At 68.1% G+C, this 17,037-nt stretch carries 16 protein-coding genes; 7 read left to right on the top strand and 9 right to left on the bottom strand.

Annotation, left to right across the window (positions count from 1 at the left end):
• Positions 1–243: 243 nt before the first annotated feature.
• Together OG474_RS17170 and OG474_RS17165 are read right to left on the bottom strand one after the other, a co-directional pair.
• Positions 244–1,287 carry a hypothetical protein gene (locus OG474_RS17170; protein ID WP_405063305.1) on the bottom strand — a complete coding sequence of 348 codons (1,044 nt, stop codon included), beginning with the start codon at positions 1,285–1,287 and terminating at the stop codon, positions 244–246.
• A gap of 75 nt (positions 1,288–1,362) precedes the next feature.
• Entirely contained in the window at positions 1,363–1,851 is a 489-nt protein-coding gene (locus tag OG474_RS17165) for a nitroreductase family deazaflavin-dependent oxidoreductase (RefSeq protein ID WP_405063304.1), read from the bottom strand.
• A 117-nt stretch (positions 1,852–1,968) separates the two neighbouring features.
• Between OG474_RS17165 and OG474_RS17160 the strand changes: the two genes are divergently transcribed.
• Positions 1,969–2,658 (top strand): TetR/AcrR family transcriptional regulator, encoded by a 690-nt coding sequence (locus tag OG474_RS17160; protein WP_405063303.1) that lies wholly within the window; start codon positions 1,969–1,971, stop codon positions 2,656–2,658.
• 15 nt (positions 2,659–2,673) lie between these two features.
• Here OG474_RS17160 and aat read toward each other — a convergent pair whose 3' ends face one another.
• Positions 2,674–3,339 carry a leucyl/phenylalanyl-tRNA--protein transferase gene (gene aat, locus OG474_RS17155; protein WP_405063302.1) on the bottom strand — a complete coding sequence of 222 codons (666 nt, stop codon included), beginning with the start codon at positions 3,337–3,339 and terminating at the stop codon, positions 2,674–2,676.
• Between the two features lie 133 nt (positions 3,340–3,472).
• Here aat and OG474_RS17150 point away from each other — a divergent pair, with 133 nt between their 5' ends.
• Positions 3,473–4,168, top strand: coding sequence for an EcsC family protein (locus OG474_RS17150; protein ID WP_405063301.1), 696 nt, complete (start codon positions 3,473–3,475; stop codon positions 4,166–4,168).
• 60 nt (positions 4,169–4,228) lie between these two features.
• Here the strand turns inward: OG474_RS17150 and OG474_RS17145 are convergent, their stop codons facing one another.
• Positions 4,229–5,155 carry a hydroxymethylglutaryl-CoA lyase gene (locus OG474_RS17145; RefSeq protein WP_405063300.1) on the bottom strand — a complete coding sequence of 309 codons (927 nt, stop codon included), beginning with the start codon at positions 5,153–5,155 and terminating at the stop codon, positions 4,229–4,231.
• A 47-nt stretch (positions 5,156–5,202) separates the two neighbouring features.
• Between OG474_RS17145 and OG474_RS17140 the strand changes: the two genes are divergently transcribed.
• Positions 5,203–5,844: a GNAT family N-acetyltransferase gene (locus tag OG474_RS17140; RefSeq protein WP_405063299.1), complete on the top strand. Its 642-nt coding sequence runs from the start codon at positions 5,203–5,205 to the stop codon at positions 5,842–5,844.
• On the opposite strand, the gene OG474_RS17135 is transcribed toward OG474_RS17140, so the two are convergent.
• The 4 genes from OG474_RS17135 to OG474_RS17120 form a co-directional block, all read right to left on the bottom strand.
• Positions 5,841–7,967, bottom strand: a complete 2,127-nt coding sequence (locus OG474_RS17135; protein WP_405063298.1) for a hypothetical protein — start codon at positions 7,965–7,967, stop codon at positions 5,841–5,843. The two genes, OG474_RS17140 and OG474_RS17135, sit on opposite strands and share 4 nt — an antisense overlap.
• Before the next feature lie 506 nt (positions 7,968–8,473).
• Entirely contained in the window at positions 8,474–9,247 is a 774-nt protein-coding gene (locus OG474_RS17130) for a metallophosphoesterase family protein (RefSeq protein WP_405063297.1), read from the bottom strand.
• Between the two features lie 44 nt (positions 9,248–9,291).
• On the bottom strand, positions 9,292–10,611 hold the full coding sequence (locus tag OG474_RS17125) for a hypothetical protein (RefSeq protein ID WP_405063296.1): 1,320 nt from the start codon (positions 10,609–10,611) through the stop codon (positions 9,292–9,294).
• On the bottom strand, positions 10,596–11,063 hold the full coding sequence (locus OG474_RS17120; RefSeq protein ID WP_405063295.1) for a hypothetical protein: 468 nt from the start codon (positions 11,061–11,063) through the stop codon (positions 10,596–10,598). Before OG474_RS17120 ends, OG474_RS17125 begins: the two co-directional genes overlap by 16 nt.
• A gap of 415 nt (positions 11,064–11,478) precedes the next feature.
• Between OG474_RS17120 and OG474_RS17115 the strand changes: the two genes are divergently transcribed.
• Positions 11,479–12,006: a MarR family winged helix-turn-helix transcriptional regulator gene (locus tag OG474_RS17115; RefSeq protein WP_405063294.1), complete on the top strand. Its 528-nt coding sequence runs from the start codon at positions 11,479–11,481 to the stop codon at positions 12,004–12,006.
• Between the two features lie 116 nt (positions 12,007–12,122).
• Positions 12,123–13,682 (top strand): molybdopterin-dependent oxidoreductase, encoded by a 1,560-nt coding sequence (locus tag OG474_RS17110; protein WP_405063293.1) that lies wholly within the window; start codon positions 12,123–12,125, stop codon positions 13,680–13,682.
• On the opposite strand, the gene OG474_RS17105 is transcribed toward OG474_RS17110, so the two are convergent.
• Positions 13,663–14,274, bottom strand: a complete 612-nt coding sequence (locus tag OG474_RS17105; protein WP_405063292.1) for a TetR/AcrR family transcriptional regulator — start codon at positions 14,272–14,274, stop codon at positions 13,663–13,665. The two genes, OG474_RS17110 and OG474_RS17105, sit on opposite strands and share 20 nt — an antisense overlap.
• Positions 14,275–14,346: 72 nt before the next feature.
• Here OG474_RS17105 and OG474_RS17100 point away from each other — a divergent pair, with 72 nt between their 5' ends.
• Positions 14,347–14,967: a hypothetical protein gene (locus OG474_RS17100; protein ID WP_405063291.1), complete on the top strand. Its 621-nt coding sequence runs from the start codon at positions 14,347–14,349 to the stop codon at positions 14,965–14,967.
• Positions 14,964–17,027, top strand: a complete 2,064-nt coding sequence (locus tag OG474_RS17095) for a YhgE/Pip family protein (protein WP_405063290.1) — start codon at positions 14,964–14,966, stop codon at positions 17,025–17,027. The genes OG474_RS17100 and OG474_RS17095 overlap by 4 nt, the downstream gene beginning before the upstream one ends.
• The last annotated feature ends 10 nt before the right edge of the window (positions 17,028–17,037 follow it).

The following is a 17,037-nucleotide window of genomic DNA, read 5'->3' as shown; positions in this document are numbered from 1 at the left end:
CAGGCCGAGATCGATGAACGGACCGGGCCCGTCGTAGCCGGTCGCCTGGTCACCGATGGCGGCCAGGACGAGCGCCGTACAAAGTGGCGATCAGGTACGTCCGGTGCCGGCTGTGAGCACGGCCGATCGCTGTCCAGGCAACGGGTTGATCGTTGACTCGGGTCTGCGCTGTCACAGGACAGCCCCCTCGCGGATGGTGTCGGCCGCCGCAGGCGACCTCGAATGGAATACCCACCATCGTCGTCAGTCGTCAGGCCCGCGTCGTCGTATCGCAGGCGGCTCCTCGGCTACCTCCCCGGGCGTAGACGAAGGTGCACTAGACGGGGGGCGGGCGTAGGTGACGCCGTGGTGGATGCCGTGGATGACGAAGGGGAGGGTGCCGTCGGCGTCCTCGGCGAACGCGGTGATGCGCCAGGTACCGCAGCCGGCGGCCGGTTGGGTGACGGTCAGTTGGCCGAGGATGCGGCGGTGGTGCACGCTGTGTGTGACTGCCGTGGTTGTGAACGGGCTTGCCTGGACTGTGCAGCCGGGGGCGGTGGAGCTGGGGGTGGCGACGGTGCGGAAGCGCACTCGGGCGGTACCGCTGGCGGGGTACGAGCCGGCGCCGCACGCATCGCCGCCGCCGCTGTAGCAGCTCGTCACGTAGACGTCGGTGATGGCGAGGAAGGACGTTGCGCCCGGCAACGGCTGGTAGTCCACCGGGTGCAGCTGCAGGCCGGGCACGTCGAGTGCGATGTGGGTGTTCGAACTCGGACCGAACGACTGCGCCACCGGGCCGGCCGGGCTGTCGATGACCGCGACGAAACCGCTGACCAGGCGCGCGGTCTCGCGGCCGGGAACCAGGCCGCTGTTGAGGTACGCACGCAGCAGGCACTCGTAGTTGCCCGTGGTGGCGGGCGTGAACAACATGCGCACCACGAGTTTTTGGTTCTGCTGGTTCGCCAGCAGGTTCTGGCCGCTCCAGATCTGGCCGTCGGCCAGCGTCGTGCCGCCGACTTCCTGGCAGGTGATCTTGTGCCCGACGGCGACGCGGGAGGGCGCGCCGTCAGCGCGGCCGTCGCCGACAACGAGCTCGCTGCTCAAGTTGAGCGAGGTGCCCGCGGCGACGGTGCCGAGGGCGAGGGTGGCGCGCACCGATCCCACGGGGTCGTCAGGCGACTCGACCATCGTCGTCGGCTTGGCGTAGGCGACGCGCTCGTAGGCGACGCTGTCGTCGGCCTGAGCAGTGCCGGGCACGAGCGGGATCATGACCAGGACGGCGGACAAGAGCGCGCAGAGTCGTCTCATGGAGCTCAGTCTGGGGACCGGGGTGTCCAGTGTCAGTACGGCTGCACTGCAGGTTCGTGCAAGCTGCAGTTCGAGTCAGGCGGGGTGGATAGCGAAGACGGGGACGCCGGGGGCGATGTGGTGGAGGACCTCGTCGGGGGAGTTCTTGGTTACGTCGCCGTCGAAGAAGGTCTTCAGCTCCATGGACCACAGCTTGATGTAGCGGCGGAGGACCAGGGTCTTCTCCGCGTCGGCAATCTCTTCGGCACGGAAGGTCTCGGTGGTGCGGCCCAACTGGAGGCGGGCTTCGGGGGTGGCGCGCAGGTTGCGGACCCATTGGGTGTGACCGCGCGGGGCGACCAGATAGCGCTGACCGTCCAGGACGATCAGGCTGACCGGCGTACTGCGCCATTCGCCGGACTTGCGGCCGCGGACGGAGAGGACGCGGCTGCCCAGCAGCCCGAGGCCGAGCTTGGTGAGCGGGACCACCAGCCGGTTGAGGAAGCGCATGCTGCCCGCGCCGGAGGTGATGACGCGCTTGCTGTCGTAGGTCTGCTTGTACTCCGGCGTTGCGTTGTCCGGCATTGGCGTGCCCTTCTCGAAGTCATTTGCGAGAGCAGTGCTCTCTGTTGTGATCAGTGAACACGTGAGCACTGATCCGTGTCAAGAGCACTGCTCTCGGTTTTGTGGCAGACTGGCCCCATGAGCGCTCCACGTACCGCCCGCGAGCGGGCCCGGGCCGAGCTGACCGACGAGATCAAGGCGGCGGCCCGACGGCAGTTGGAGACCAGTGGCGCCGAGAGCCTCTCGCTGCGGGCGATCTCCCGGGAGCTCGGAATGGTGTCGTCGGCCCTCTACCGCTACTTCCCGAGCCGCGACGACCTGCTGACCGCGCTCATCATCGACGCCTACAACTCCCTCGGCGAGGCCGCCGAGACCGCCGCCCGCAAGGAGTACCCACACCCCCGCGAAGCCTGGATCGCCGTGTACGCCGCCGTCCGCGCCTGGGCCCGCGCCAACCGGCACGAGTACGCGCTGATCTACGGCTCCCCGATCACCGGCTACCAAGCCCCGCAGGCGACCGTACAGCCCGCGGCCCGGGTTCCGCTGACCCTGATGCGCATCCTCACCCAGGCCCACGCAGAGGGTTGGCTGGCCGAACTGGACGCACCCGAACCCACCGGCCGACTGGCCGAGCAGGTCGACGTGCTCGCCGACCTGGCCCCCGGCGTACCGCGGCCGATGCTGCTCCGACTGGCGATCGCGTGGACCCAGCTGTTCGGGATGATCAGCTTCGAGCTGTTCGGTCAGCTGGTCGGATCGATGGACCCGGCCGACGACTTCTTCGCCGAGACCAGCCGTCAGATGGCGGCGTACGTCGGGATCAGCTGAAGGCCTTCGGCTTAATCAGTTGAAGGCCTTCGGCAGGGGCAGCTCGAGCGCCCGCCGGACCCGCCGGACATAGTCCGCACGCGAGATCGAGATCGCCCCCATCGTCGCCAGGTGATCGGTCACCCACTGGATGTCGAACACCCGCTCGGCCGCGTACTCGTCGTCGAGCAGCTCGATCAGCCCGGCCACCGCCGCCTTCGAGCCATCGGTCTTGTGATGGAACATCGACTCCCCGGCGAACAGTCCGCCGATCGCGACGCCGTACAGGCCGCCCGCGAGCTCGTCGCCGTCCCACGCCTCGACCGAGTGCACCCAGCCGAGCCGGTGCAGTTCGGTGTACGACGCGATGATGTCCTGATCGATCCACGCACCAGTCCGGCGCGGATCCGCGCACGCCCGGAGCACCTGGTCGAACGCCGTGTTCACCCGGATCTCGAACTTCCCCCGGGCCCGCCGTACCGTCCGCGTCGGCCGGTAGCCGGCCACCTCGATCACCCCGCGGTCCACCGGCGACCACCACAGCACCGACGCCCGGTGATCCGGCATCGGGAACAGACCCTGCCGGTACGCCGCCAACACCGTCCCCGGCGCCAGATCCGCCCCACCGGCCACCACGTCGCTGTCACCGGCGACGGATACCGGCGGGAACTCCCACACAGACGCAGCAGGTTCGACAGGCACCCCCACATCCTGGACCACGACGGATTCCAGGGGACACCGAGGGTTTCTCCCGAGTGGCGCGGTCACCGGGGCCACGTAGAGTTGCAAGTACGCCTGGGTCTCCGAAGCGTGGGGTTCGGCGGGAAGGAGCACCGTGGCCGGAGTAGCCAGGTTCGTTGCGAGCAGTCTCGCGCCCGCTGCCCAGCGGTTCGCGCCTCAGGCCGCCGCGGGCGTACTGCGCCAGATCCTTGAGTTCGCCATCGACGGGTACCAGCGCTTCCCCAGCGCCGAGCGCGTCGCGGAGAACAAACTCGCCAAGGTCGGCGGCGACCCACAGCTCGCCATCGACGCCGTGGTCGACCAGCACATCCGGCTGGCCGGTGTCCAAGGCTTCGTCACGAGCATCGGCGGTCTCATCACGCTCCCGGTCGCCCTCCCCGCCAACATGACCGGCCTGGCCATCGTCCAGGCCCGGATGGTCGCCGCGATCGCCCACATCCGCGGCTACGACCTCGACGACCCCCGGGTCCGGACGGCGGTCATCACCTGCCTGCTCGGCGAGGACGGCGTCACCGACCGGTTGAAGAAATCCAACCTGGTGACCTCACCCCTGGCCATCGCCACCGCGCCGGTCTTCGACCCCGAGCTCGACCGCCACGTCTCCACCGAGGTGGTCGCCGAGCTGATCGCGCGCGTCAGCGGCAAACGGATGGCCATCACTGTCACCCGTCGCGTCCCGCTCCTGGGCGGTGCCGTCGGCGCCACGGTCGACGGCTGGTCGACGTACCGAATCGGTCAGTACGCCGACAAGAGCCTCATCCGCCGAATCCGCCGCCCGATAGAGCCCTAGCCGCCATGGTCGCGCCGTTCTGGGGGCCGCACGCCGAGCGGCCCCCAGAGTCTCGCTGAATCAGCCGGCCAACGCCTGTACGACGCGGCTCGGGGAAGGCTTGCCGAGTTTTTCGGCCATCCAGGTGCTGGTTTCTACGAGCTTGGGGAGGTTTACGCCGGTTTTGATGCCGAGGCCGTCCAGTTGCCAGAGCAGGTCTTCGGTGGCGAGGTTGCCGGTGGCGGATTCGGCGTACGGGCAACCGCCGAGGCCGCCGGCTGAGCTGTCGACTGTGGTGACGCCTTCGCGGAAGGCGGTCAGGGTGTTGGCGAGGGCCTGGCCGTAGGTGTCGTGGAAGTGCACGGCGAGCTTGTCGGTGCTGACGCCGGCGGCGACGAAGGCGGTGATCAGGGCGGTGACGTGGCCCGGGGTCGCGACGCCGATCGTGTCGCCGAGGGAGAGCTCGTGGCAGCCGAGGTCGACCAAGCGGGCGCCGACCTTGACGACCTGGTCGATCGGTACGTCGCCCTCCCAGGGATCGCCGTAACACATCGACACGTAGCCGCGGACGGTCAAACCTTCGTCCAGCGCTCGCCGTACGGTCGGGGTGAACATCGCGAACTGTTCGTCGACCGTCGAGTTCAGGTTCTTCGCCGCGAACGTCTCGGTGGCGCTGGCGAAGATCGCGATCTCCCGCACTCCGGCCGCGAGGGCCCGGTCGAGGCCGCGCTCGTTCGGGACCAGGACGGGTGCCCGTACGTCGTCCGGAAGGTCGAGCCGGGCGAGCAGCTCGGTCGCGTCGGCGAGCTGCGGGACCCACTTCGGGTGCACGAAACTGGTGGTCTCGACGGTCCGCAGCCCGGCGTCGACCAGCCGGCGGATGAACTCCGCCTTGACCTCGACGTCGACGATCGCCGACTCGTTCTGCAGTCCGTCGCGCGGCCCGACCTCGTAGATCGTGACCTCGTCGGGCAGTCCGCCGGCCTGCACCAGCTGCGGTGTCCGCATATGTCGCCTCCGTGCGTTCGGTGGGTTCTCCACCACAATGGCTCGTGATGACAACTCTCGCCGACATTCTGCACAGCGTCGAAGGCGGAACGTTCCCAATCCCGGATCTGGGCGTGACGGTGGTCTCACCGCCGTCCGCCCGCGAGTCCTGCGTGATGGCGTTCACCGGGCACGTCGTGGTCGCCGCCGACGTCGACGCCGCCTGGGTCGCGGAGCGGCTACCGCCCGAAGACATGGTCGAACCGGTCGCACCGCCGTTCCTGACAGCACTCGCCGAAGCGACCGGCCGGCACGCCCATTGCCTCGACGCGATGCTCCTGGCGCCGGCCATCAGGGACCCCGCCGAGCGTGCTGCCGCTGTGGCCGGTCTTGAGGAGTTCACCGGCCACGACCACCCGCGGGTGGTCCGGGCGCTGGAGTTCCGCGACCACGTCCGCGTGTACGGCGATCCGTCCGGAAGCGTCATGACGATCGGGAACGGCGTCGCCGGCCGGACCGAGTGTTCGGTCGAGGTCCCCGAGTCCGCCCGGGGACAAGGGCACGGCCGCCGCCTCGCGCAGGCTGCCCGCGCCCTGATCCCTGCTGACGCGCACATCTGGGCGCAAGTCACACCCGGCAACGCCGCGTCCTTCCGTGCGTTCCTCGCCGCGGGCTACCGGATCGTCGGTTCGGAGATCCTGTTCCTCTAGGGGCAGTGCTCCACAGAGCGGCCGGCGGAGGCGACCGCTCTGAGGTTGGCCGGCGCTCCTGGTACGGCGACCTTCGGGGCCAGCGTGCCGTCGGCGTGCCGGCGTTTGGTGTAGGCCTGGCCGGCGGAGATGGCGGTGATCTGCAGCTCGCCACCGACCGAGGAGGCCGCGACCTGGTCAGCCGCGTCGCCGGTCTTCGTCGGCAGCTGCCAGCTGCCGTCGGTGTGCTGGATCGCGTAGTGCAGCTGGCCGCCTGCGGCGATCACGACCATCATCTCGTCGCCGACGACGGTGACGGCAACCGAGGTGATGCCGCTCAGGTTGACGAACAGGTTCCGCGAGCTCCAGTCGCCGTTGCCGTACCGGACCCGGTGATAGATCTGCCCGGAAGCCTCGACCTGGATCAGGTTGAAGGTGCCCTTGAACTCGGTGGCGGCCACCAGGTTCGCAGCATCGCCGAGCCGGTTCGGGCCGTCCCAGCGACCGTCCGGGAACTGCATCAGGTGGTAGACGGCGCCGCCCGCGGCGAAGGCCACCTGCAGGCAGCCGAGCACAACCGCGGCCGACATCGAGGAGACACCTTTGAGCTCACCGAAGATGTTCCGGGTGCTCCAGCTGCCGTCCACGGCCCGCACCCGGTGATAGACCACATCACCGGTCATCTCCATCACGTTCAGCGTGCCGTTGAACTCGGACGCCGCCACCAGGCGAGCCGGGCCGCTCAACGCGTCCGGACCGACCCAGGTGTCGTCAGCCTGCTGGATCCCGTGGTGTACCTCGGTGTCCGACGCCAGGACGAGCTGCACCCGCGGGTCGAGGAAGGTGCCAGGTGCATCAAGCCGGTAGAGCGCGGCCGCACCGGGGGCAAGTGAAACCGAGATCGACGCCGGGCTCGACTGAGCCTGGTAGGTCCTGGTCGCCGGGTCGAACCGCGAGACCGTGCTCACCGTCACGGTGTTCACGTTCAGGATGGCGCGCGCGGTCGCCGTGTAGGACCAGTTCGTCACCAGCACCCACCTGGTCCGCGACTTGCGGTCCTTACTGCGGAAGCTGCCGAGGACGACCGGACTGCCGGAAGTGCCGGTCAGGAACGAATCCGGGGTGAATGCCTGCACGCTGGGCGGGGCCGAACCGTTGGCGTGTACTACTCGCTCCGACACGAGCGGCTTCAGCTCGGCACCGGCTGGAGCGAGCCAGCTGCTGTGCAGCGTCTTGGCGGCGTCATAGAGCGGCGAACGGTTGCCGTCGATACCGATCAGCGCCGGGCCGTAAGGCCCATGTTCAGCTGTTGGCGACGAGTAGCAGTAGTACTGGATGCCCTTGCAGCCGTACGCCAGGCTGACGTTGACCTGCCACGCGAGATCCGCGGCCGACGGCGTCCGGTAGTGCGCATGCTGGACCGACAGGATGTAGATCCAGGTCGGTACGCCGGCGCCCAGGCCGGCCGCCCGGAACTCCTGCCACTCGGCGCAGTAGCCGGGGAAGTTGGAACCGTCGGCCAGCAACGGATAGCGGTCGTAGGACAGCATCTCCGGACGGACCTTGCTGGCGAACTCGTGGACATACGATCGCCATCCCCCGCCGTCGGGGAAGAGATTGATGTTCTGCAGCAGATTCGGAGCCGCCGCCCGCAGCGCGGCCGAACCGGCGGCGAGATCTGCGATCTCCGACATGTCCGGCTCATCATCCAGTCGGAATCCGACGAACGACGGGTGCCGGGTGTACTCGTTGCGCAGCTCCAGCGCCTTCTGGTGCCAGTTGACGACCAGCGCCTTCAACCCGACCTGGTCGGTGAGGTCCAGCGTGGAGTGGACGTACGGGATTTCCTTGTCGTCGTCGTCCTTGCCGACGAAGGTCCAGGTGAATCCGGCGTCCTTCATCTCCTGGAACTTCTCCAGGGTGTTGAACCGCGGCTGCATCGACGGCGGCCAGAACGCCCCGATCGGGAACTCCGGCCCGGAGATGATCGGCCGCGACGAGCACGGCGCAGCGGCCGCTTGCGTCGTCTGAGCGAGAGCTTTGGTGGCAGGCAGGAAAGGCAGGATGCCGGCCGCGGCAGCGAGCTGCAGTATTCCGCGGCGGGCGATCGTCGGCGTGGGCGTCGCGCTGGAATCGTCCGTCATGAAGCGCATTCGAGCACGGCTGCGCACCCTGAACCACCACTGAAACCCCACTCGAATACCGCAGACCGCACCCCGAAGATCAAGTCATAACGCCGGCCGACAACGGCCAGTGTCAGTTGGCCGGGTATGCGGGCCCCCGGAATGTGGCCAGTGCGACTTCGTCCACCGTGCGCCGAGCGCCGTACCGGCGGCGTTCCGGACAGGTGGGCGACGTTTGGTGGGCCAGCCCATGAGGTTGTGGGTTAGCTAGCCGCATGCAGTTGGCCAACCCACAACGCGGTGGGGTCAGCCCGTCGGGATTGGCTGGATCGCGCGGTTCTGCATGGTGACGTCGGTCAGGCCCGCCACAACCTGGGGGCCCGCATACCCGGTGGGGGCCGTGAACAAGTAATACCTTGTTCACGCCCACCGGTTCCTGTTCACGCCCCCGGCATCCGCCCCGAAAGCCGCGAACGGCAACCGGCGACCGGAGCCGGAACCGGGGGGCGAACAGTCCTTGCCAGGTGTCAGTCGCGGTGGTACGTCGAGGTCTTGCCGGCGTACAAGGTGCCTCGGTAGATGCCGTGGATGATCTCGGCCTCGTAGCCGTCGAGCTCGGGCGCGCCCAGTTCGCGGGCGTGGGCGAGTTCGGCGTGGGCATCGTACGGGACGCGGACGAACTGGATGCCGAAGGGTGCGGTGGCGTCGGCGCCGCCTTCGAGGACTGTGTAGACGGGGGTCGGGTCGTTGAGGCTGTTGCCGACGGAGCCGACGTTGATCAGCGTGCGGCCGAGGTCGCTCTCGTAGTAGGCGTCGTGGGTGTCGCCGTAGCCGACCACGGTGGGCAGCGGGCCGTCACCGGTGGCGGGCGTGTTCTCGAACATGCCCCGGTACGCCGTTGCGTCGTGGTCGAAGTAGACGCGGTGGTGCACGGTGGTCGCGGACGCGTGGAAGATGCGGATCTGCCGGCCGCTCAGCTGGAAGTCGTGGCAGAACGGGAGGCTGCGCAGCCAAGTGCGCTGGTCGGCGCGGAGCTCTTGCTGCCACCAGAGCATGCTGCCGCCGGCCGGCCATTCGCGGTCGGGGTCCGGGAGGAAGTCGTCCCAGTTGCCGAGGATGTTCACCTCGCAGACCTCGCGGCAGCGGTCGACCACCGCCTGGCCGCGCGGACCCTTGCCGACGTAGTCGCCGAGGTTGAAGATCCGGGTGATCCCGCGGGCCTCGATGTCCGCGAGGACCGCTTCGAGTGCGGTGAGGTTGCCGTGGACGTCCGAGATGAGGGCGATCCGCTCGAGCTGCATGACCGCCATAGTTCAAGCCCGCCCCGCCCACGGCAAATCGTTTCTCACCAACCCCCGCCCGGACCGTCGTACTCAGAGGGGTCAGAGCCGCTGCTCGGGTTGGGACGAGGGGCCGACGACCGACCGCCACCGGAAGACCTGCTGCGCCCACCACCGGACGCTCCGGACGGGCCGCCGCCCCCTCCTGAGCCGCTGGGACGGATGGAGGTGGGCGTGCTGCCGCCTCCGCCCTCTTCGCCGGCGGAGTGCGAAGCTGCGCCGCTCACCGCGCCCCCGGCCTTGCGCGCCGCCGTGAGCGCAGCACCAGCCGCACCGAGGCCCGCAGATCCGACCGTGCGAGCACCAGAAGCCCCACCGCCGCCAGCCCCTGCACCGCCGCCTCCCCCGCGACTCAACCGCGAGCGCCCCACGTTGATCGCTCCGCTGGCCAGTCCCCCTGGATCAGCGACCGAGCTACCCATCCCAGCGCTTCCACCAGCCACCGCAGCACTGAGCGGCACAGCGAACCGCAACAGCGCCGGCAGCGCGAACACCGCGAGCAGCAACATCATCAGCCCGGTCAACGCCGTCACAAGCTGATCGTCACTGGGCAGCATCGCGCTCTCGTTCAGCTTCATCGCCGCCGCATAGATGAGCGCCGCAGCCGGCTTGTAAGCGATAAAAGCCAAAGACCACCCGCAATACTTCCGGAACCACATCCGCCCGACCTCGGTGTTCGTCGCGGCGGCGGCCAGCGGAAAGGTCCCGGCCAGCAGCACCAGCATCGCGGACCGGATCAGCAAGAGCACGATCTGAATCACCGACGCGATGATCGCCGTCGTCATCAACCCCATCTGCAGAAGCAGTTGCCCGGTAGCGACCCCGGCCTCGCTCGCACCGACTCCGGAGACCATCGCGTTCAGCCCCGCCTCGACGTCACCGCCGGCGGCACCCGCGACGATCTCCAGGGCAAGGTCGTCGGACCAGTCCGTCAGCAACTGCAGCGTCGCCGACCCCGCACCACACACCAGAACGAAGATCAGCATTGCCTTGAGCAACTCCTGGAGCGGTTTGGCCCGCTGCTCCCACGCCGTTCGGATGCCCGCGGCAATGATCGCCAGCGTGAAGACCGACAAGACCACCGACAGCGAAGCGTTGTGCAGATAGGCGACCGGACCAGTCTCCTCCCACGTCTGCCCCGATCCGGTCGCGATGGTCGCCTCGGGCACCTCGATCCAGAACGTCGCCATCGAGTGCATGGCGTCGCTCGCCGCCTGGTTGAGCTGGAAGAGCAACTCCTCCAGGCCACTCTTGGCGATCGACTGAATCCCCTCTTTGACGTGACAGCCGAGATCGACCCGCCCGCACATCAGAGACCGCCCCACTTCACGAAGTCGCCGAGACTGCGCACCTGGACGAAGGGAGCGCCGACGGCCTCACCCGGCGGCGGCGGTTGGAGCCGCCAGTCGCCGTCGTACCAGACCATCGTCACGGTGAGACTCGTGTACTGCGTTTCAACCGGTACGGCGAGCATCACCGTCACCTGCTCGCGATTCGCGGCAAGGACGCGGTAGCCGGCCAGCTGAGTGGCCGCCGTACCGGTCGACGGCTTCTCCGTAGCGACCACGCTCAGCAAAGCGTCGGTATCGGGACCGGGCAGCATCAGCTTCCGGACGGTTGCGGACACCTTGGTCTGATCAGCCAGCGCAGCAAGCACGTTGTACGCCGCGAACACCGCACCCGTCGGGGATTGCGCGAAGCACCGCCGGAAGCCGTCGGAGTCGACTACCCCTGGACCGAAAACCGCCGACCGGGGAACGACGACCCGTCGGCTCACCTCCCATCCATCCACCGCAGGCGCCAAGGCTGGAGCCGCCTGATCGCCGGGAGGCAGCGAACAGGTGGAACGAGAAGAGCGAGTCGGAAGCGCCGTAGCTGGAACATTCTCGGTGGCAACTCGAGGAGAGTCCGATCCAGAAACCAGCAGCACGACACCACAGATGATCACGGCCACGATGACGATGCAGGCCGCGACGAAGCCCGCTCCGAACGGTGTACTGCCCTCGCTCTCGCTCATCGGAACAGGCTCGCAAAGATCGGCCGATCGCCGCGGAAGTTATCCACAGGCACCCGGGGAACCGGTCTGGACAGGTGCTCGGTTACGCTCAGGAAGTTTGCGACTCCCGGTCGATCTGTAGCCAAAAGGTCACCCCGTGTAGCGAAGTGAACTAGTCAGCTACTAGAGTCCGCGCATGACCATCGCGCCTTCGCTTTGCTCGCCCCTAGCGCTCGCCGATGCAGAACCCACCCGCGCCGCGGAACCCTGGGAAAGCGACGTCATCACGGCCTACGGTCTGCTGCGTGAAGCCGCAGCCGAGCTGGATCAGTTGATGCGGCACTCTCTCAAGCGCAGTGGTCTGCAAATGGCAATGTTCGAACTGTTGCTGCGGCTCGCCCGCAGCCACGGGGAGAAGCAGCGTTTGACCTCCCTGGCCAGGGAATTGACCGTCACCACCGGCGGCATCACCCGGCTCGTCGACCGCGCCGAGAACCTCGGCCTGGTTCGTCGCGAGCCATGTCCTGACGACGCCCGCGGTTCGTACGCGGTGCTCACCGAAGAGGGGAAGCGGCGGCTGCGCGAAGCACTGCCGGATCACCTCCTGGAGATCGACAGCCTGTGGATGTCGCAGCTGTCCGACGAGCGCGAAGTCGTGCTCGGCAAGCTGCGCCGGGTCCGGGACAACGCTCGACGCTGGCCGAACGGCCGGCCCGCGCTCTGATCAGCGCACCACAAGGCGAGCAGTAAACCAGCAAATACAACTTCAACGTATTACCCGGAACTAACGGATGGGGCGCTCGACTGGTGTCGGGCGCCCCTCCGCGTCAAGGTTGAGATGTGAATCAACAGCTGGCCGAGCGCGAGCACCAGATCGAACCCCCACCGGACGGCCGCCGCGCGACGCGCTGGCGTGGCGCGGTCGGCGGTGTCCTGGCCGCCCTCGCGGGCCTCGCGGCCGGCAGTGTGGCCGCCGGTCTCCTCGGCACCTCCCAGACGCCCGTGGTCGCGATCGGCTCGGCCTTCATCGACCGCGTGCCGCCGTGGCTCAAAGAGCTCGCGATCTCGTGGTTCGGCACGAACGACAAGACCGCGCTCCGCGCCGGCATCCTGATCGTCCTGCTGGCGCTGGCCGCAGTGGGCGGGATTCTCGCGGTACGCCGGTACTGGGCCGGCGCGCTGATCGTCGTCGTACTGGGCGGGGTGGCCGTGGCCGCTGCGATGACCCGAGCGGACTCCGGGCAGACCGGGTTCGTCCCGTCCGCCGTCGCCGGTCTGACAGCGCTCGGAGTCCTCAGGCTCTACAGCTCACGCCTCGAACCACTCTTCCGCTACCCCGATGACGGTGTCAGCCGCCGGGGCTTCCTCCAGTTGTCCGCCGGTGTCGCGATCGGTTCGGCCGCGATCGGTGCGCTCGGACGCGTGATCGGTGGCAACCGCGCCGCGGTCGCCGACGCCCGCAATGGGCTGTCCATTCCGATGCCGCCGTCGCTCGCCCCACCAGCCGGCGTCCAGGTCGAGGGCGGTGTTCCCTGGGCGACACCGAACGAGGACTTCTACCGGATCGACACCGCGCTCGCGGTCCCGCAGATCATGCCGTCGGACTGGAAGCTTCGCATCCACGGCATGGTCGCCAACGAGCTCAACCTGAGCTTCGACGACCTACTGAAGCGGAAGGTGCTGCACAAGTGGGTCACGCTGACCTGCGTCAGCAACGAGGTCGGCGGCGACCTGATCGGGAACGCGCTGTGGACGGGCGTACTGCTCAAGGACCTGCTCGAAGAGGCCGGCCCGTCGAAGGACGCGGACGCGATCCAGTCGACGTCGAAGGACGGTTTCACCGCTGGTACGCCGCTGAGCACGCTGCTCGACAATCGCCAAGCCATGCTGGCGTTCGCGATGAACGGTGAGCCGCTGCCGGTGGAACACGGCTTCCCGGTGCGGATCGTCGTACCGGGTCTGTACGGGTACGTGTCCGCGACGAAGTGGCTGGTCGATATCGAGGTGACGCGGTTCGATCAGTTCGAGGCGTACTGGACGCCGCGCGGCTGGTCCGAGCTCGGACCGATCAAGCTGTCGTCGCGGATCGACGTACCGCTGGGCAAGAAGGTGACCGTGGGACCGACGACCGTGGCCGGGGTGGCGTGGGACCAGCACGTCGGAGTGTCCAAGGTCGAGGTCCGTGTCGATGGTGGCCCTTGGCAACAAACGACACTGGCCGCGGACGCGTCGATCGACACCTGGCGGCAGTGGCACTGGACCTGGGACGCGCCGCGTGGCACGCACATCCTGCAGGTCCGCGCGCTGGACGCGCAGGGCACTCCGCAGGTCGAGGCCTCCGCGCCACCGGCACCGGATGGCTCGACCGGCCTGCACACGATCAGCGTGAAGGTCGACTGACCGCATCGAGGACGATCGGCAGGAAGGCGTGCTCGAGCGATCCGGCGGGCACGCTGGCAGGCTCGAGCAGGCTCTGCGAACGCGCACCTTCATGCAGCGCGATGATCAGCCGGACGAACTGCTCCGGCGGCACGCTGAAGGTCACACCGCTGGTCGTGGAGATCTTCTCGACCAGCTGGGTCAGGCTGGCACGGAACATCGCGCGCTGCTCGATCAACGCCCGCGCCGCATCCGGATTGCGCAACGCATGCAGCGTGAACTCGGTCGAGATCAGATGCCACTGCCGCTGATCCCCGATCGCGTCGTCCAACAGGCCCAGGACGGCGTCCAGCAGCGTGCCGGGCTGATTCGCCAGATCGGGCAGCAGTGCCTCGATCTGCTCGAGCAACCGGTCGGTCGTTGCCTGGAACAACGTCAGGACCAGCTCGTCCTTGGAACCGAAGTTCGAGTAGAAGGCACCCCGGGTGAACCCGGCCTGCTCGCAGATGTCCTCCACCGACGCTCCCGCGAAGCCGCGCTCGGCGAAGACTTCGAGCGCGCCTTCCAGTAAGCGGGCCCGAGTGGCGGTACGACTGCGCTTGGGTGTTTCCATAGGAGTAGGATACAGTTCTGTATTGAATACACAACCGTATCGAACTGGTCATTCTTTGAACTGGGGCGCGTCATGCAGCTGGAAGCCAACGGGGTCACCGTGCACGGTCCGCACGCGCCGATGCTGACCAACACATCGGTGAAGGTCGACGAGAAGCAGGTCGTCCTGCTCACCGGCTACCCCGGTGCCGGCCACATCGCCGCGGCACTGGCTCTCTCCGGGCGGCTCAAGCCGGACGCCGGCCAGGTGACCCTCCAGGGCGCCGCAGATCCCGCTGTGCTGCGTCGCAAGGTCGCTGTGGTGGACGCACCCGGGATCACCGAGCCGGACGACGCACTGCCCGTTCAGACGGTGGTCGGCGAGGAGCTGGCCATGGCTGGTCACAAAGCCGGCCGCAAGGCCGTGCTGGCGTGGCTGAACGAGCACGGCGCCGCTGAGCACGCCGACAAGCGCTTCGAGCATCTCCCGGTCGCCGCACGCACCAGACTGCTCGCCGAGCTGACCGTGGCCCGGCCGGAGGTCAAGGTCGTCATTCTGACCATGCCCGACCGCCATGGCGGCGATCCGCACGAGTGGTACGCCGTCGGCCGCGATCTGGCCGACCGGGGCTACGCAGTCCTGATCACGTGCGCGGATACCTCCGCCCGGCTGCTCGACGTACCCGCTGATCAAGTTGAGGAGATGAAGGCGTGACCGCGCTCCGCATGGCCTTGAGCGAGCTGCGGCGGCTGACCGCGGGCCGGCTGCCCAAGCTGGCAGTGATTGCCCTGCTGATGGTGCCTGTCCTGTACGGCGGCCTGTATCTCTACGCGAACCACGATCCGTACAGCCGGCTCGGCCAGATCCCCACCGCAGTCGTGGTGGAGGACGAGGGGACGACGCTGGCGACCGGCGAGAAGCTGAACGTCGGGCCGCAGGTGGCCGACGAGCTGGTCAAGTCGAAGAGCTTCGGCTGGCACCGGGTCGACCGGGCCGAGGCGACCAAGGGCGTGTCGGACGGCAAGTACGAGTTCGCTCTGGTGCTGCCCAAGTCCTTCTCCGGCGACCTGGCGTCCAGTGCGGAGTTCACGCCGCGCCAGGCGAACCTGGAGCTGCTCACCAACGACGCCAACAACTACATCGCCCACACCATCGCCAACCAGGTCGTTGCCCAGGTCACCAAGACTGTGGCGTCCCAGGTGAGCGAGACGGCGGCGAGCAAGTTGCTGGCCGGGTACAACACCATCCACGGTCAGATCAGCCAGGCGGCCACCGGCGCGGCTCAGTTGCAGGACGGTCTGACGAGTGCGTCGACCGGTGTCGGCAAGCTGCAGTCCGGTGCGGGTCAGCTCAACACTGCGCAGCAGCAGCTGTCCGCCGGTGCAACCAAGCTGGCCGGTGGTGCCGGGACGGCGCAGCAGGGCGCCGCGAAGCTGGCCACCGGTGCTGACCAGCTGAGCGACGGCCTGGGCACACTGAAGAGCAAGACAGCGAGTCTCCCGCAGCAGACCAAGGCTCTGGCGAACGGCGCCGACCAGGTGGCGGACGGCAACGAGAAGATCGCCGGTGTGGGCCGTCAGGTCGCCACTGCGTCGAGCACTCTGGTCAAGGACCTCAATACCTTCGACCAAACCCTTGCGGCCCGTCTGAAGGCTCAGGGCTTGAGCCCGCACCAGATCAAACTGGTCCTCACGGAGACCGCCAAGCTGCGCGGCCCCGTCGTCCGGGCGAACACCAAGATCCAGGCGACGTCCGGTCAGCTCAACCAGCTGGCCGGTGGCGCTCGGCAGGTGTCCAACGGCGCAGCCGCGCTGGCCAAGGCAACGCCGGCTCTGACGAACGGCATCAGTGCAGCGGCCAGCGGCGCCAAGCAGCTCGACACCGGAGCCGGCCAGCTCAGCTCCGGCCTGACCACCCTGCAGACCGGTGCGCAGCAACTAGCGGCCGGTGAGAAGCAGGCAGTGACCGGGCAGGGTCAGCTTCTGACCGGCGTGAACAGCCTGGCCACCGGAGTGATCAAGCTGAAGGACGGCGCCACCCAGCTGAACACCGGACTGGCCAAGGGCGTCAAGGAGATCCCGAACCCGACCGCAGCGCAGCGCAAGGCCGTTGCTGAGACCCTGGGTGCGCCGGTCGGCCTGGAGAACATCTCCCAGGCGAAGGCCGAGAGCTACGGCGCCGGTCTGGCCCCGTTCTTCCTCTGCCTGGCCTGCTGGATCGGTGCCTACGTGCTCTTCCTGCTGGTGCGTCCGCTCTCCCCGCGGGCCCTGGCCGGGCTGCAGTCGCCGTTCCGGGTGGCTCTTGGTGGCTGGTTGCCGCCGGCGCTGTTCGGCGCGATCCAGGCCGCGCTGGTCTTCACGGCGGTGACACTCGGCCTCGGCATCCATGCCGCACACCCGTGGCTGACCGTCGGCTTCCTGATCCTGACCTCGGTCACCTTCGTGGCGATCCTGCACGCGCTGGCCTCGTGGTTCGGTGCCATCGGCAAGTTCCTGGGTCTGGTCATGATGGTGATCCAGCTGGTCAGCGCGGGTGGCACGTTCCCGTGGCAGACCATCCCCGCACCGCTGTACTTCTTCCACCACGCACTGCCGATGAGCTACGCGATCGACGGCGTCCGCCACCTCATGTACGGCGGCTCCACCGCATCGCTCGGCAAGGACCTGCTCGCCCTGGCCGCCTGGTTCGCAGTGGCACTGGCCGCGTCTACCCTGGCAGCTCGTAAGCAGCGTGTGTGGCCGGCCAAGAAGCTCCAGCCGGAGCTGGCCCTGTAACTGGAGGCGA

The sequence above is a fragment of the Kribbella sp. NBC_01505 genome (genome assembly GCF_045040285.1).
In the GTDB taxonomy this organism is placed as follows: domain Bacteria; phylum Actinomycetota; class Actinomycetes; order Propionibacteriales; family Kribbellaceae; genus Kribbella.
Note: the sequence above shows the minus strand (reverse complement) of the source record. Positions and strands in the feature narration are given on the sequence as shown.